The organism is Novosphingobium sp. PhB165, from assembly GCF_004341845.1.
Taxonomy (GTDB): Bacteria; Pseudomonadota; Alphaproteobacteria; order Sphingomonadales; family Sphingomonadaceae; genus Novosphingobium.
In genome coordinates, this window is record NZ_SLVB01000007.1 from 178033 (window position 1) to 194501 (window position 16469).

Genomic DNA, 16469 nt, shown 5'->3' on the forward strand with positions numbered 1-16469 from the left:
GAGTTTGGAATTTTCAATGAAGCACGCCGCCTGGCCCTCTATCGCACTCGCCACTTTCGCCTTTGCCGCGCCCGCGCATGCGGCGACCGACCTTCCCGACACGGTGCTCTCCGGCGTGCTGGAGCGCGGCGACCTCGGCAGCTACCGCGAGCTGCCGTTCGACGTGCCTGAAGGAACCAGCAAGATCACCGTCGATATCGCCTGGGAAGGGCGCGAGAACGGCACGATCCTGGTGACGGGGCTCTACGATCCCGAGCGCCTGCGGGGCTGGGGCGGGGGCATCAAGCCGCACATCGTGGTGGCCAACACTTTCGCCAGTTCGTCCTACCTGCCCGGCCCCATTCGCGCGGGCCGGTGGCGACTGAGCCTCTCGGTCGCAAGCATCCGCCCGGGTCAGACCTCGCACTATAAGATGACGGTGCACTACGATCGCGGCCCTGCCGCGCAAGTCATCTCGCCGGTCCCGGTCAATGCCGCTCCCGGCTGGTATCGCGGCGACCTGCATGTGCACACCGGCCAAAGCGACGCCGCGTGCCGCAGCCAGAGCGGCCGGGCCATCCCCTGCCCGGTCTATTTCTCGCTCAGGCAGGCATCCGATCGCGCCCTCGATTTCGTGGTGGTGACCGATCACAACGTGAATTCGCAGGTCCCCTTCCTCGCGGAACTGGCTCCCTATTTCGACAGGATGCTGGTGATCCCCGGCCGGGAAATGACGACCCAGTACGGCCATTACAACCTGCTCGGCATCACCGATTTCGTGGACTTCCGGCTTGGCGCGCCCGGCGCCGCCGATATCAATGCGCTGTTCGATGCCTCGGCCGAGACCGGCGCGCTGATTTCGGTGAACCATCCCGAGATTCCCACGGGCGAGGATTGCCTCGGCTGCGGCTGGAGCGCGCCGAACACCGATTACAGCCGCGTCACATCGATGGAAGTCGCCAATGGCGGCATCGCGGCTGACAACAACGGCGCCTTCGATGACGGCAAGGGCTCCGGCACGGCCTATTGGGAAGACCTGCTCTCCAAGGGCTTCCACCTCACCGGCGTCGGCGGCAGCGACAACCACGATCCCGTCGACGGGCATCGCGGCAGTTCGCCGGTGGGCGGACAATCGCCCATCGGGACACCGACCACAGTGGTCCATGCACAGTCGCTTTCGCAGCCCGATATCCTCAAGGGCATCCAGTCCGGTCGGGTCTTCATCGACGTGGACGGATCGCATCGCGGAGCCCTGCTCGACATGTCCGCCACCAGCGGCAAGAGCGAGGCCGTGATGGGCGGAACGCTGGAACGCCGGCCCGGCGGCTCGGTCGACGCGCTCATCACGGTCGACGGCATGAAGGGCAACAGGGTCGATCTCATTGTCGATGGCCGCCATCAAACGCTCAGCGGCGGCGAAAGTCTGGCGAGCGGCCAGGCCGCGCTACAGTTTCGCCTTCCGGCGTCCGCCAGGGCGCGCTGGTTCAGGGCCGATATCCGCGACCAGTCAGGCAAGCGTCTCCTGATCGGAAACCCGATCTACATCGTTGCGCCACGTCCCTAGACGCGATCCGCCTAGGTATCATCGACTTTCTGACCTTTGCAGTTCATCATCAGGGCGTGGAAGGCGCTGGGAGTGACGCCCATGACCTCGTATCGTGACAGCTGGCGAGAAGTCAGTCGCAACACGATTATCCGGCTCGAGTGCGTCTTGTTTCGGTAAGCCATGGAACGGCTCAGTGTTCGAAGCGGTGGAGGATGAAGGGCAAAGAAATTTCGACGGATAGCCGGCGAGGTAACGGCAAGTACCAAAACAGGAACAGCATGGCAGTATTCCTGGCTTGACGGCGGCACCCACATCATCGAGCGGACGGAGAGCGGCGAACTTTTAATGCAGGACGGACGTGCCCGTTGTCTGGCACTCCGATCTGCATTCCAGTGGGATCGGTCACGGAAGCTGGTACCAAGGCAATTGTATGTCGGCTTCCCCTTTCGCCTCTGCGAAGCAGATGAGGTGGATGGCTCCCGCTCACGGCATCTAGGTGCCAAAGTGTGAAGGCTATCAGGCATTCACGAGCAGATGGGAGCCACCCAGATGGAGATTAGCACGATCGGCCTCGACTTGGCCAAGAACGTTTTCCAGATTCACGGTGTTGATACGCAGGGCAAGGCAGTTGTCGGCAAGTCATTGCGACGCTCTCAGATGCTATCATTCTTCCAGAAGCTCCCGCCTTGCCTAATCGGCATCGAAGCGTGCGGCACGTCGCATCATTGGTCCCGGGAGCTGACAAGGCTCGGTCACGAGGTCCGGCTGATGCCGCCAGCTTACGTCAAACCATATGTAAAGCGGGGAAGAATGACGCCGTCGATGCGGAGGCAATCTGTGAGGCGGTGACGCGCCCGACGATGCGGTTCGTACCGGTTAAGTCGCGCGAACAACAAGCTGGCCTGTCGTTGCACCGAGTGCGCAGCCTTCTGATCAGGCAGCGCACGCAACTGGTCAATTTGATGCGAAGCCAGCTTGGCGAGTTCGGCCTCGCAATCCCGACGGGACTAGGGCAGGCTCTGACCAAGGCGCGGCAGCTTGTTGATGATGAGGTAGCGTTTGACCTACCCGACCCTGCGAGTGAAATCATCGCCCTGCTTGCTAGGCAAGCATTGGAGATCCATGCGCGACTTCGCGAAATCGATCTGCGTATAGGGGCCATCCAACGTAGCGATGACGTGGCGCGTCGTCTGTCAACGATCCCGGGAATTGGCCCTGTCGGTGCAACTGCGCTGGCCGCGACGGTTGCTGACCCGCACCAGTTCCGTTCGGGCCGGCAGTTTGCGGCGTGGCTTGGGCTGACCCCACGCCAGAAATCGAGCGGCGGCAAGGAGCGCTTGGGGAGCATCACCAAGATGGGCGACAAATACCTACGGCAATTGCTGGTGATCGGCGCGACTTCGATGATCCGGCGCGCCAAAGACAAACCCGATGCGGTCGATCCGCGCCTGATCGCTCTTCTGGCGAGAAAGCCTGCGAAGCTGGCGAGTATCGCTCTGGCCAATAAAATCGCGCGGATCGCCTGGGCTATCATGACACGTGGCGAGGTCTACCACGCTCGTCACCTGCCGGCATTGGCGGCATGACATGGAGATCGGGCTGAGGCGATCGGCCCAATGACGTTTTGAGTGCAAAGAGAAGTGATGGCGAAACCGGGCGGACCGGAGCGAGGACAATCCATGGAACGGCTAAGGCGTATATAGCCTGCTAAGCTGATAGGAACCTCGTTCGCGAACCCCATCAGGGCCAGCAGTCCCTAGCTGACTGCACCCGTCCAAAAGCCAGATCCTCAAAATGTGCTTGCAACGCGGGAGCCATCCACAGATGCCGTTCCGGACACGCCAACTAAGCGGAATCTGGACAACTTCAGAGGCCGTCTTTTCGAAGCCCTGCCGATAATGCACCAATGCCTTTATGGAGCATGAAAAAGATCGATACGTAGGCGGAAGGGAACGGCGCACAATTCTCTACACGGCCGTAGGGATTGTAGGAGTCTTCCTCTTTATAAATGACCTAGTGGGCCAGATTAATGGCGGCGGGATCATATTGCTCATGTCCGGTATCCGATCAGCAAATGCTCAAGTTCCGGCCATCGATATTGATATCGCCGGCCTGAGAACAGTATTCATGGTAGGATGTGCCTTCGTGATCGCCAGCATCGGAATGGCATTGAAGGCCGACATCACAAAAAAGGGGCCGCAATTCATATTCATTTTCTCTATCATCGCTGGCGGATTCACTGCGGATTCAACGTTTGATGAACCTCTGATCGACAGGTACATGACCGCACGTGGGTACAGCCATTGTGCTCTCCGGGATCACGAGGTGGGGCGCGGCAAAGGGAGTGTTTGGTTCAATAGTTATGTATTGAACGCTGCAGCTTGCTCCAGAGTTGGATCTGCGCGTTGACGTCCGGTTGCCCCAACTTTTCCGACTTTGGCGGCGCTTGCTTCGGGTGCCAGGAGCGGTCGGTCGTTCAGCCGAAGGGCGGCTTTTCAAGATTTTAACCTGTTAGCTGCCTGTTCGGAGCCGCCGACTCAGCGGACAATCCGGCTAGGGAGCTTCAGCCTTATCTGCTCAAACAGCGATGTGAACTTTGGGGATAGCTGGATCGATTTTCCTCGTTCGCACCGCTGAGCCAGGCGTTGCCAAACTTCGCCTGCTCTATGTCGAGCCCGAGGCTCGCGGAACGGGCGTAGGCGGACGATTGATCGAGGCCTGCGTCGACCGCTCCCGTGCCGTGGGTTACGCGAGACTGGATCTGTGGACCGATAGTCAACTGGCGGCCGCGCGTCGGCTCTACGAGCGCGCGGGCTTCAAGCGGCGGGAAACCAAACGCGAGCGCCACTTCGGACAGGACATCGGAAGCGAAACATGGTCGCTGGACCTGTAGCTTCGATCCCGAGCGCTAATCCGTTTTGATGGTTGCCGGCCAGTTCTGCTTGTTCATGGTGACCGTCTTCCGTGAAGGAAGAACCGGAGTGGGAGGCGCGACCCGATTCAGCAACGACGGCAGGCTCTATCAACCCTTGTGCCGCCGCCGTCCCTTGCCTCGCTAATGCGGGACCAAGGGCTATTAGCACTTGAAGCCCTATCGGACGCAATGCTAACCATCCTTAGTAAATAGCGAGTCGCTCTCCCTTGATGGCACAAGACCCGGATCGAGCGACCTAGTTCTATGAGAGGATCAGCCAGATGGCCAAGCCAGCCACGCCTTTACCAGCCTCCAACAAGGCGAAGATTGCTCGCCGGGTTGTCGAGGTGCTCGAGTATTTCGACGAAGCCCACCCGGAAGCTACTGTGATGGATCTCGTGCGGCGCTACGACCGTCCGCAGTCGAGCACGTCGGAATTGATGATGTCGATGGTCGAACTCGGCCTGCTTCAAAAGGACCATGTTACCCGGGCCTACAAGCCTACGCCGCGCACTGCGCTCATCGGCACTGCCGGTCAGCACCAGTTCGTCCGCGACGGCAGCATTGTCCGCCTGATCGACAGGCTCGTCGAGAAGACGGGCCTGTCGGTATCGCTGACCACGCTGGTGGGTCTCGATAGCCAGATCGTTCATTGGCGCCACGGCCCGCAGGCCATGGCGTCGACGCGCGAATTGGCCAGCGGGGTCAAGGAACAGGCTCAGCAGAGCGCTGCGGGATTGCTCATGCTCTCGACAATTCCGATGCAGCGCCGGGAAGGCATTGTGCGCCGCCTCAATGCCGAGGCGCCTGATGACAGGAAGTTCCAGGTTGCCGAAGTGCTCGCAGAAATCCAGGCTGCCGGTGCGCGGCGTTATCTAGTCGGGCCAATCGGGTTTGGTAGCAACGCCTGGGGCTTTTCGACACTGATGCCGCGGCAGCCCGACGACAGACCGATGGCACTCAATCTTATCTACGGCCAGAACGAACCGACAAGCTCGAGCGAGATCATCAAGACCGTCGGCACCGTGATGCGCCAGTGCCTTGTAGACGCTCCTCCGATCGAGCGCAGCCACGCGATCTATGCTGCGGACTGACCACGAGCGGCCACTATCCCTACCCTTTGCGGAAAATTCCCGGACGCAGATTTCCTCCCCGTCGCAGCGGCCCGCACTCGTCGATGAGACGAACATGAGCGCGATGGGTGCTCTCGATCGCATGGCCGCAGAGACGCAGCATTACCGGCCCAAACGGGGGCATGGTCCCGGCAATGCTGCGTCCGCAAGTTACTTTGCAAGTGCCGATTCAATGCGGCACCAACAGACACGCGATCTGCTTGCTGAAGCCTTTCAGCTGCGACCCAAAGGGCTCGACGCGAGCAAAGCGCGTGCAGCAAAATGTTCCGAATTCGACGCTTTAGGCAACAAATTTATTAAGTGAGGAACTGCTTTCCCGGTGGCATCTCTTTTCATCCTTGCCGTCTGCGCAGTGCACGTGTCTCTGGAACGCGACGGCTGGTCAGGATGCGCCCACTGTCTCACGCCCCAGCACATTGCCCTCATTGACCGCACCGAAGCTTCGAGACCACGCGCGGTGCGCCGGTTTCACCAAGGCAAACGTCGCGCCAAAATGCACGCCGCCGCCCCCGGCACGCCATCCGCCGCGATCCTGCTATAGTGCGCAGGCCTCCCGTTCGAGCGGGCGCGGGGCCCGCGACAAAGTCATCAGAAGCGTCGCGCCTGCGAGGACCGCCGTTCCCGAGATTACCAGGAACATGTTGAATCCCCCGGTCCTGGCCAGGGTAAGGCTGAGCAAGGCTGCGCCCAAGGCCGCCGAAGCAGACATTACCGCGGTCATCAGCCCCATGACCGAGCCGTAGATTCTCATCGGGAAGCACAGAGCCACCAGGAACGCGATGATGTCACCTTCGGCACCGAACGCGAAACCAAGGAAGAACACGGCAGTCGTCAGGACCGCAGGCGCATCGAAACTCGACGCGATTATGAACAACCCAAGGCTCGGTAAGGCTAGCGTTATGAAGGAAATAACGAAAGGATTGAAGCGATCGAGGGCGAGGCCGGTCAGAAGCCGGCCGGTCAACATACCGATCGACAACGCACTGATCATTACCGATGCGCCGCGCCCGGTCACCCCATTGTCGAGCAGCACCAGCTTGAGCTGGGTCAGCATGATTACTTGCGGGAGATTGCAAAGGAGCATCGCCGCCAGCAAAATCCAGAACGCCGGAGCATTGAAGATGATCGGATAGTCCTCTCGCGCGCGCCGGCGCGGTGCGCCGACGATGGCCTCACGGTCGACTTCAGGCGGGATGAGCAGGAAAGTGATGGTTCCCGCCATCGCCGCGAAGATCGCGAGCATCTGATAGGCAGCCCGCCAGCCATGGGCTTCGACGTAATCATTGAGGATCGGTCCGCCGATCGCGCTGACCAGCGCGGGCCCCGAGGCGACGATGGCAAGGGCGGCCCCTCGCGCAACCGAGATGCACTGGACGGGAAGCCGCGAGTAGACGGTCGCGGTCGTGGTCAGGCAGATCACGCTCTGGACAAGGAAAATGACGATGTAACTGCGCAGCGAGCCGCTCATCAGGCTATAGGCCAGATAAACCAGCGGCAGGGCCACCTGACCGATCAGGGCGGTGAGCCTGACACCCAGCACATCGGCGATGCGCCCGACGAACGGAAACGCGAGTGAACTGACGATCCCGAGGCTTCCGACCAGAGCGAAATCGGCTTTCGACCAGCCGTTGGCGGCAATCATGCTGGGCGCGATCGCGCTGGTGATTGTCCCTGCCAGCGACATGCCCGTACCGACACCGATGGTCGCTGCCAGCAATGGACGCCAATTCGATTTCAACTCCGCCAGATAGGTCACTGCTTCTCCTTCCCGATCGCGTTCGCGTTCGCGCGCCGATCTGTCTTCATTATGCGACCGCAAAAGTCTGGCGTGCCCTTCATCGGAAGTTCCATGCGCGCTTGTCGCAAGCGTTCTCCAACGCGCAGGCGGAATCGCGTTTTCGCGCATGACGATACGATCCTGCGCATATTGCCGCGTAGGCCCCCAACGCTGCGGTTCGGAGAAGCGCGCCTGACGCTATGATGCCTCCCCGAACCACACCGGTGTCACTTCTTGGCCGGGATCTTGGCGAGATCGGCGTCGATCTTGGCAAGCGTATCGTCGGTCAGTTGGTCGGCCGCATAGGACTGGACTTCCTTCAGCGTCATGCCCCGGGCCTGATCTATCTGAGGATTTGCGATCAGGTTCGGGATGTACTTCTGGAGCACGGCCTTCGTTGCGGGATTGTCGAGCAGCGTGCCGAGGTCTGTCTTCGCCGTGGTGTAGCTGGTCGCGGCGGGCGCTGCTGCCGGGGCCTGAGCGAAAGCGGGCGAGACTGCCAGCGGCGATACGGCCACGGCGAGTGCCACGATCAGGGAATTCGTCTTCATCTTGTGTCCTTCCATTATGGTATTGGACTGGCACTCACGGACGTCCCGCAAAGAGCCAGAGGCTTGCACTCGATCGTTCGGTCGGCCGGCTTTCCCATTCGCTTCGCCAGGACCCACATTCTGCAATCTCGCGATGCCGAGTGATCTGGATTGTTCGGTCCGGCCAGCGAAAAATAGTGCCCACATTCCGAGAAGCGCGCTCTACATTGCTTCCGCGTCGGCGATCGCATTCACGGGTGAGAGCGCGGACGACGGTTTGCGGGCAAAAAGCTTTCGCCACCATTCGGCACGGCGATCGCAGATCTTGTCGTAATCGGTTTCGAACTTGGCGCGGGTGGTTCCGCAAATGCGATCCCAGATCGTTGTGTAGCCGCCGAAGTTCCAGTTGAAGAACTTGTGGTGCTGGTCGTGGAACGTCGAGGTGATGAACCACTTGGTGGCCCAACTTTTGTGCCACCAGCGCGGGAGGAATTCGAAGCCCGCGTGGACGTAGAGGCCCATGACAATGTTCGTAGGCAGGATCAGCGCTGCGGCCACCGCGCCGACCGGATGGCCCACCAGCGTCATTACCGTCAGAAAGATCGGCACAAACCCGCCGTTGATCACCGATTCCAGCGGATTGACCGACACCGTGGTAAGGAGGTTCGGCGAGGTCGACTTGTGATGGATCTTGTGGATCAGCGAATAGAACGGCTCCTTGTGCATCCCCCGGTGGAGCCAGTAGAACCAGGTATCGAACAGGAAGAAGTAGGCAGCGTATTCGATCGCTGCCCGCCACCAGGCAACCGGCGCATTATCGAAGGCGATGAAGCCGTAGCTGGTCAAGAGCCGGTTGGCATTACCTAAGATGAAGGCGGTCACGTACCCGCCGATGACGGCGACCAGAGCCTCGAAGCCCAATTGCTTCCATTTGAAGCCTCTGGGCTGGATCTTGTGCGCGCGCAGGAAGCCGGTCGAAAAAGCAATGACGATGGCCGATGCGACGAACCCGATCAGCCACAGATGCATCAACCATTCGCCGGAATAGATCATTCGAAGCATGTCGAAACTCGTTCAGATAAGCAAAACTTGAGGAGGGCTTGGAAAGCGCTTGCAGCGAGGATCTGGACAGCAAAGCGACGACGGCAGGGCCCGGCGAGGACATCTCCCCGGGCCTCTGGCCGTTATCGCATGAAGGCCACGCTGACGGGCTTCGGAATCGCAAGCCCGCGCCCGGTCGCACTGAGCTTGCCGGTCGCCGAATCACGCGCCCAGATCGAGATGTTGCTGGCGCCTTCCTCCGCGATCAGCAGCCAGCGCCCCCCCGGCGCCAGCGCAAAGCTCCAAGGGCGCTCGCCTACCTGGAGATGCTGGACTTCGGTGAGTTTGCCGCTGGCCTGGTCAATGGCGAAGACGCCGACCCCGCTCTCGCCTTCGCGGTCCGAGACGTAGAGAAAACGCCCGTCGTCGCTCACGGCGATCTCGCCTCCGCTTCGCCTGCCCTCGATACTGGCAGGCATGACGTCGACCGTCTGGATCGGTGTCAGCGTGCCCCGCTTCGCATCCCAGTCGTACGTCACGACCTGCGCGGTCAGTTCGGTGTTGAGATAAGCGAAGCGGCCGCTGCGCCCGAAGACAACATGACGCGGACCCGTACCCGGCGCCGACTGGGCAAAGGGCGGCTCGTTCGCAGAGATCGTGCGCGCCTTGGGATCGAAGCGCCAGACGAACGTGCGATCGGCCCCGAGATCGGGCACCAGCACATACTGTCCGCCGGGTGCGACCGTCGCACCGTGTGCGTGGGGCCCCTTCTGGCGTGGCTGCGGCCCCGTGCCTTCGTTCTGGCCCCGGCCGGTAACCTCACCCAACCTGCCGTCGGCGGAGACCGGTGCAACGGTGACCGAACCACTCCCGAAGTTGGCCGCGAACAACGAATGTGACAGCGGATCGTAATCGAGGTGGGTGGTGCCGCCGCCGCCCGCGCTGACATCGTTGATGGGGGTCAGCTTGCCGGTAGCGCGATCGACGCTGAAGCTGAACAGCCGCCCCTCGCTCTTGCCGTCATTGCCCGCCTCGCTCACCGAGAACAGTACCGGCTTGCCCGGCATCACGGTGAGCCAGGTCGGCAGATAGACTTGCGCGACTTCGCCGAGCGGCGTCAACATACCGCTGCGCGGATCGAACCATGCGCCGAACAGTTCCTTGCCCGGCTCCGATCCGTGCGTGCCGAAATAGACCAGTTGCCGCGTTTTGGCAGCAGCCGGGGCAGCGGCGTCCCGCGCCAGCGCGGGCAGCGGCATTGCCGCAAGCACGGCCAGCGGCAGCAGGCCGGCAATCAAGTGATTGAGCGCCGTTTTCATTTCAGGTCTCTCCTCTCGCGACCGACATTCATGGTTTTGATGGGTTCTGGGGCGAGGCCGTGACCCATTCGAGCAGTTGCCAGCGGCCGGCACGGCGCACGTAGATCGCCAGATATCCATCCGTCAGCGTGCGACCGGGCAACTGCCGGGCCACTTTGCCGCGCACGATGCCGACATCGCCGATGACGCGCGCATAGCGATCCGAAGGCGTGATGCTCTGGAACGGCGCATGGGCAGCGCCTTGGAGGATCGCGGCCTTGTCCTGTCGCTGCCCGGTGAAGTGGCTGTAGACGACGTCGTCTGCCGTCATGCGCCCAAGTGCCGGTACATCATGTTTCAGCTCCGCCTCGAAGCGGAGATCCTCGGCAGCCAGAAGCGCCTTCGCCGCAGCGGTTATCGGGACCGCCGAAACCGTTGCAGGCGTGGATACCCCCGGCGCAGGACTTGGCACGGGCTCGGGCGCATTCGCTGAAGGCGGACCGGAGGCAGGCGAAGGTGTCTGCGCACAGGCGGCGCCGGATACCGCGAGGATTGCGGCAGCGGCGGCAAGCAGAGAGAAGCGCGCGCTCACCAGAAGAACTGCCGCTTGCCGTTCGCCGCGCGCCGACGCCACATCCGCACGTACATGACGATGCCCGAGATCGAGAGGTAGAACATGCAAAGGCCCGCGAGGAGGCCGATTCCGCGCCCCGTCAGGCCGATGAGGCTACCGTTATGGACGGACTTCGCCCACTGGTGCGCCTGCCAGCCGAACGGGAAGCCGACTTCGGGGTAGCCCGGCTCCGTCTCGCGCATCGTCTCGCCGGTGCGGGCGTTGTAAACGAATTGCTGCGCGCTCTGATCGCCGGCATCGCCGCTCACGATCACACCCTGTGTGTAGCCTGCAAAGACGCGTAGCCGGACAGCGCGGGGCGGAATGCCCGGACGGTCGGCGGCATAGGCCCCCATGGTAGTGTTGGCGAGCGCATAGGCCTCGCCATCCTTGAGCGGGCTGAAATGATCGGCAAACATCGGCGGCGGGCGATGCGTCGCCATGGCCTGTGCGATCTGGTCGGACATGTAGTAACCGAAGACGAGGCTCTCGACCGCCAACCACAGGCCGCTCGCGACGAGCACGGTCAGGAACAGCGCGCAGATCACCGAGAATGCCCGGTGCAATGTCCGCCACCAGTCCTGCGCTTTCCAGAGGAACGCCTTGCGTCCCATCTTCGCACGGGCCCGGTACTGCTTGATGTGGACCCAGACACCAGTCACGATAAGAACGGCAAGTCCCACGCCCACGAAGACGTTGATCCACAGGGCATTGTTACCGAAAGTCGTGAGGCGGTGGAGCGACTTGACGATGACGCGCAGCGAATCCTGTCGCTCGACATTGTGCTGCGGGATCTCGCCGGTCGGCAGCGGCTTGCCGCTGACTGCGTCGAAGACAAGGATCGTGTGGCGCGGCATCGGCGGCCCTTCGCTACCGGGCAGCGGCGGAAGCTGGTCGTTAAGCTGGGCAATGCCGATCACCTGGCCGTCACGCATGCGCAGATCGAGCGAACGGATCGGCGTTGCCCCGGCCGCGGCCCGCGCGGCCTGCGCGGTCGTTGCCAGAAGCGCGGGTACATCGGCATCGGCGGGAAGCCGGGGCGCCAGATAGTCGGCCGGGCCGATCATCGCGTAGTCGCCGGGCCCGTTGGGATCGCCGCGCATTGCCTGCATGTTCGCGTTATAGGGCGAAGCATGGCCAAGGATGCCGGTCAGGTCGATCAACTGAAGCAGTGTGCCGGTAACCGCAAGGTAGAGGGTGAAGATCACCGCCACCAACGCGATCCAACGGTGAATTTTAAGCAGCGTCATTCAGGAAAGTCCCATCGTCGATTGGCAGGGAGCGAAGGTCCGGAGGGCCACGTTCAAGGTGCCACGCAGGCGAAGCTCGCAGCGGCGGCGATGTTGCCGGTACCGCGGTAGCGCGCGACCTTGGGCCATGCGCAGATCGGCCGGGTGCGGATGGCCTCGCCCTTCGGATCGTACTTGGCCGAGACCATCTCCTCGGGCGCGCGCCCGGTTGTGGCCCAGGCATCGATCGCGCCGAGCTTGTCGAAGGTGTCGCAGCCTTCGCCGCCCATGCAGTGGTTCATGCCGGGAACCGCGAAGAGCCGCGTACCGGGCCCCGCCAGGCGCCCGCTGTCCTGTGCAAGGCGCTGGTAATAGGAGCCAAGCTCGGTCGGATTGTGGAAGTCGTTCCACCCGACGTAAAACAGGAGCCTGCCTCCGCGCTTGAAGAACGGGGCAAGGTTCGAGCCGACGCCAAGCAGCGGATCGATCTTCGCCGCAGCAGCCTCGAACTTCGCCCCGAAATCCATTTCCGCGAGCGTGAACTGGGGATTTTCGAAAGCAACGACCCGGAACATGTCGAAGGCGACCGGCATCGGTTTTGCCTGCGTGAACATGTCGAGCGTGAGCTCGCTGCCGCGCGCCGGGCCGGGATATATGTTGGCTCCGGTGCGGCTGTTGCGCGGACCTTCGTAGAGCTGGCGCATCAGGAAGACTTGCGCAGCGGTCAGGCAGTCCGGCGCGTCATCGCCCTTGCACTGCAATTCGCCGGGATCGAACGTGCATTTGCCGGGCTCCTCGACGAACCCCTGCTGGGCGCCGACGACGCCGCCGCATTCCTTGACCACCGCATCGTGAAGGAGAGCGAGTTTTGCCTTGGGCATAGCGCGCGCAGGATCGCTCTGGATCAGCCAACTGGCCCAGATCTGGCTCGCGTTGAAGCTCGATATGGGGTTTGGCGGCGCGCCCGCGACAATGCCGTCGAAATCGGCCGGGAAGCGCTGGGCCTCGATCAGCCCCTGAAGGCCGCCGAGCGAGCATCCGATCCAGTACGATTTGGTCGGGCCTTTGCCGTAGCGGGCCCGCACCAGCGCCTTGGCGTAGACCACCATGCTGTGATTGGCGCGCCAGGCATAGTCGATGAGCTTTTCCGGGTGGCTGAGCGCGAATTCGCCGCCCGCGCCAGCCGCGCCAAGCGTGGCCTGATGCCCGGTATCGTTGTTGGCAACCGCATAGCCTTGCGCGAGCCCGTCAAGCAGGCCCCCGTACATGATCATGCCGCCCCAGCCGAAGCTGCCGACCGCCAGGAACTTGCCGTTCCAGCCCTGGGCAGGAAGCCAGACCTCGACGCGAATGTCGGAATCGCCGCTCGGTCTGAGGCTGGCGGTGACCCTGCAGAAGGCGGGATTGGCGATCGGTTTCGCAGTTCCCGAGGGAAGCATTGCCGGTATCGAGGACAGGCGCCCTCCCCCTCCCGGCGCGCTGAAGGAACCGGCGGCGACCTCCTCGGCGCGAACGTCCGCGGCATCGGGAAAGGCGAGATGGGCAAGCTGCGCGCAGGTGCTTCTACCGGCAGGACCGGCCGCAGGATCGGCCGGAGTGCGGGCCTCCGCGGCTGCCGGCAGCGCAAGCATGCCGGAGTACAGTGCAACGAGCGCCAATCCCCCAAGACGGAACTGACACCGGAACTGGCGTAACAAAGTTCGCAGCAGCGCGGGATACGTCATAGGATCTCCGATCAACCTCACACGAAGCCGATCTCCGGCGGCTGGGCCCGCCGGAGATCGACAGCTCTTAGAACTTCACGCTGGCCCGGATTCCATAGAAACGCGGGTCGGTCGTATAGAAGGCGAGGTAATTTGCCGGGATGTTGGCCGGGATCGAGAAGTTGTCTCCACCATAAGGCATATTCGGGCTGTTGGTGCTGTATCCAAGCATACTCGTGCGCTGCACTTTGTTCTCGATGTTCGAGACGAAGAGCTGAACCGAGTACTTCTGTTCGCCGAACTCGTAAGTCAGGCTGGCATCGGAGCGCGTATAGTGCGGCTGCCGGAAGCGCACGCCATCGGCGTAGTCGGTGAGGTAGTAGCCGGACGAATACTTGCTGCCGACGTGAAGGACGAGCGCCTGGTCGTCCTTCAGCTGGAAGGTGTGGCTGGCCGACAACATGGCCTCGAAGGACGGCGCGCGGTCGATCGGCTTTCCGCTGAAGTCGATGGGATTGCCCTGCAGGGCATATTCACCGGTCTGCAGATTGCGGAACTTGGTGTGCATCCAGACCAGCGATCCGCTGAGCGTGGTATTGGCATCGACCTGCCAACTCGCCTCGTTCTCCCAGCCCATAAGTCTCGTCGGGGTCGACAAGGTATAGACCACGAAGACCGGCAGCACGGTGGGTTCGTAGACCCCGCCATTGATCTGCATTGACGAGAAATCGTAGTAGAAGAGCGAACTTGCAAACGTCACGCCCGGCAGCGGCCGGCCCTTGTAGCCGATCTCGTATGCGGTCAGCGATTCAGGCTTGTAGGGCCCGATCCCGCCGGTCGCAGGATCGTAGTCGTTGAAGCCGCCCGCCTTGAAGCCGGTAGCGATGGATCCGTAGAACAGATCGTTGGGTGTAAGCTGCCAGTTGGCGCCGATCCGCCAGGTCACCTTGTTGTCCCGCTCGCTGCCGCTGTCCGGGCCGCCGTCGCAGACATGCGGATAGCTGCAGACTGCCGCGCCCGTCACCGCATCGCCATAAGGCGTGGGCGGCATCGCGCTGAAGTCGAAGGGAAGGCCGAAGGTACCGACGCGGTCGAGTTCGTCATGGGTATAGCGCAGCCCGCCAACAAAGCTCAGTTCGTCGGTCGCATGGAAAGTCGCCTGCCCGAACAGGCCCACGGCCTTGTGAACGGTAGTGTTCACGGGGCCCGCATTGAAGATGTAGGTAGAGCTATCGAGCGGATTGCCAAGCAGGGCATTCCAGTTCTGCCCGTTCTCGCCCGCGCTCTCGCGGAAGTAATTGGCACCCGCGACGAAATCGACGCGTCCCGGCAGGGCATTCGAGATCCGCGCCTCGAACTGGGTGGTCTTGTAGAGATCGTCCTGAAGGAAGAACTGGTAGGTCGGACCGAACGCATCGAAGCTGAAGGTCGTCGAGGTAACGCCGCCGCCATTGGCGCCTGTATCCTGCACGCCGGGCCCCTGCTGCACATAGTGCATGTGCTGGTAGGAGCCGAGCAGGTCCAGTTGGAGACCGCCGAACTTCCAGTTGAGCGAGCCGTCGTACTGCTGGAAATTGTTATCGAGGAAGGCCCTCACCGGATTGGCGAGGATCGAAAGCGCGGGAGAGCCTGTCTCGTTGTGCGCCTCAAGCTGGGTTTCCAGCGCCGGCGCGCTACCCGCACCGCCCTGGTGTCCGACCGTTGCGGTCAGCCGCAGCGTCAGATCCGGCCCGGGCTCGAAAAGCAGCGATGCCCGCCCGACCGCATCCTTCTGGTCATTGCGCGCCTGCGCCTGATTGGCGGAAACATTGTACGTCGTGCCGCCGAAGGTTGTGCTGCTGTCGATCGGCTTCGAGTAACCGTCGCGGTCGTTGAACGCGCCCGAGAAGCGGACGGCGACCGTATCGCCAAGCGGGATGTTGAGCGCGCCTTCCGCACGCTTGGTGTCGTAGTTGCCATATTCGGCATGGAGGTAGCCGGAAAGCTCGTCCAGCTTGGGCTTGTTGGTGATGACGTTGACCGCGCCGCCGGTGGCGCTGCGGCCGTAAAGCGTGCCCTGCGGGCCGCGCAGCACCTCCACGCGGTCGACATCGAAGAACGCACCGGCGCGTGCCTTGCCGCGGCCGACATTGACCCCATCGACGCTGAAGGCAATGTCCTGCTCGCCCTTGCTCGACGTGTCCGTGGTGGTGACGCCGCGAATGGCGATCTGAAGGCCGTCGCGCCCGCTTGCGATGTTCACGCTGGGCGCCACGTTCTGAAGGTTTGCAAGATTGTTGACGCCGCGTGCCAGCAGATCGCCGCCGGTAATCGCGGTGATCGCCGCTGGGGTCTTCAGGACCGTTTGCGACTGGCGCAAGGCAGTCACGATAATCTCGCCGGGTGTCGGCTGCGCCGATCCTGTCTCTGCGTCCTGAGCGGCCGCCGGTGCCTGCTCATCGGTTGCGGCCTGTGCTTTGGCCATCGTGGGCGCAATGGCGGGAGCGATGATTGCCCCCAGCCCGCAAAGCAGCCACGCCGAGGCACTCTTGTGCTTCGTCATCAACATCTCTCCCCCAGGCGCGTTCGAGCCTATCGCGCAGAAGGGAGTGCCCCCTGCCCGTCTCTCGGTTCACGCAAATGTCTATCTTGAGCTGCCGCCGAGGCGGTCAGTTGCAATGCGCCGGTCTTCCCGTTCTCATCGCTTGCGCACCCTAGCAGCGCGAT

13 protein-coding genes and 1 pseudogene are annotated in these 16469 nt (G+C 62.4%); 6 read left to right on the forward strand and 8 right to left on the reverse strand.

The features are described 5' to 3' along the window. The first annotated feature begins 16 nt into the window (after nucleotides 1-16). The 6 genes and pseudogenes from EDF56_RS20190 to EDF56_RS20215 all read left to right on the forward strand — a co-directional run bounded on the left by EDF56_RS20190 (nucleotide 17) and on the right by EDF56_RS20215 (nucleotide 5876). Complete coding sequence (locus EDF56_RS20190; protein WP_132390891.1) at nucleotides 17-1543, forward strand: CehA/McbA family metallohydrolase; 1527 nt, start codon at nucleotides 17-19, stop codon at nucleotides 1541-1543. A gap of 531 nt (nucleotides 1544-2074) precedes the next feature. Next, a pseudogene (locus EDF56_RS20195) lies at nucleotides 2075-3111 on the forward strand (IS110 family transposase). A gap of 328 nt (nucleotides 3112-3439) precedes the next feature. After that, nucleotides 3440-3934, forward strand: a complete 495-nt coding sequence (locus EDF56_RS20200) for a hypothetical protein (RefSeq protein WP_165912281.1) — start codon at nucleotides 3440-3442, stop codon at nucleotides 3932-3934. 187 nt (nucleotides 3935-4121) lie between these two features. Next, nucleotides 4122-4418: a GNAT family N-acetyltransferase gene (locus tag EDF56_RS20205; protein ID WP_132390895.1), complete on the forward strand. Its 297-nt coding sequence runs from the start codon at nucleotides 4122-4124 to the stop codon at nucleotides 4416-4418. 302 nt (nucleotides 4419-4720) lie between these two features. Next, entirely contained in the window at nucleotides 4721-5533 is an 813-nt protein-coding gene (locus EDF56_RS20210; RefSeq protein WP_132390897.1) for a helix-turn-helix domain-containing protein, read from the forward strand. A 94-nt stretch (nucleotides 5534-5627) separates the two neighbouring features. Continuing rightward, nucleotides 5628-5876, forward strand: coding sequence for a hypothetical protein (locus tag EDF56_RS20215; protein ID WP_132390899.1), 249 nt, complete (start codon nucleotides 5628-5630; stop codon nucleotides 5874-5876). Between the two features lie 231 nt (nucleotides 5877-6107). Here EDF56_RS20215 and EDF56_RS20220 read toward each other — a convergent pair whose 3' ends face one another. The 8 genes from EDF56_RS20220 to EDF56_RS20255 form a co-directional block, all read right to left on the reverse strand. After that, entirely contained in the window at nucleotides 6108-7328 is a 1221-nt protein-coding gene (locus EDF56_RS20220) for an MFS transporter (protein WP_132390901.1), read from the reverse strand. 248 nt (nucleotides 7329-7576) lie between these two features. Further along, nucleotides 7577-7900: a hypothetical protein gene (locus tag EDF56_RS20225; RefSeq protein ID WP_132390903.1), complete on the reverse strand. Its 324-nt coding sequence runs from the start codon at nucleotides 7898-7900 to the stop codon at nucleotides 7577-7579. 201 nt (nucleotides 7901-8101) lie between these two features. Then, on the reverse strand, nucleotides 8102-8941 hold the full coding sequence (locus EDF56_RS20230) for a sterol desaturase family protein (RefSeq protein ID WP_132390906.1): 840 nt from the start codon (nucleotides 8939-8941) through the stop codon (nucleotides 8102-8104). Nucleotides 8942-9063: 122 nt separating this feature from the next. Beyond that, nucleotides 9064-10239: a lactonase family protein gene (locus tag EDF56_RS20235; protein WP_165912282.1), complete on the reverse strand. Its 1176-nt coding sequence runs from the start codon at nucleotides 10237-10239 to the stop codon at nucleotides 9064-9066. Between the two features lie 28 nt (nucleotides 10240-10267). Next, the gene (locus EDF56_RS20240) at nucleotides 10268-10852 is read right to left on the reverse strand and encodes a DUF4440 domain-containing protein (RefSeq protein WP_347812995.1); all 585 of its coding nucleotides are present in this window, start codon (nucleotides 10850-10852) and stop codon (nucleotides 10268-10270) included. Then, a complete protein-coding gene (locus EDF56_RS20245) occupies nucleotides 10807-12081 on the reverse strand; it encodes a PepSY-associated TM helix domain-containing protein (protein ID WP_132390913.1) in 1275 nt (424 codons plus the stop codon). Before EDF56_RS20245 ends, EDF56_RS20240 begins: the two co-directional genes overlap by 46 nt. Before the next feature lie 53 nt (nucleotides 12082-12134). Further along, the gene (locus tag EDF56_RS20250) at nucleotides 12135-13691 is read right to left on the reverse strand and encodes a tannase/feruloyl esterase family alpha/beta hydrolase (protein ID WP_165912284.1); all 1557 of its coding nucleotides are present in this window, start codon (nucleotides 13689-13691) and stop codon (nucleotides 12135-12137) included. Between the two features lie 160 nt (nucleotides 13692-13851). Continuing rightward, nucleotides 13852-16305 (reverse strand): TonB-dependent receptor, encoded by a 2454-nt coding sequence (locus tag EDF56_RS20255; RefSeq protein ID WP_165912285.1) that lies wholly within the window; start codon nucleotides 16303-16305, stop codon nucleotides 13852-13854. Nucleotides 16306-16469 lie beyond the last annotated feature (164 nt).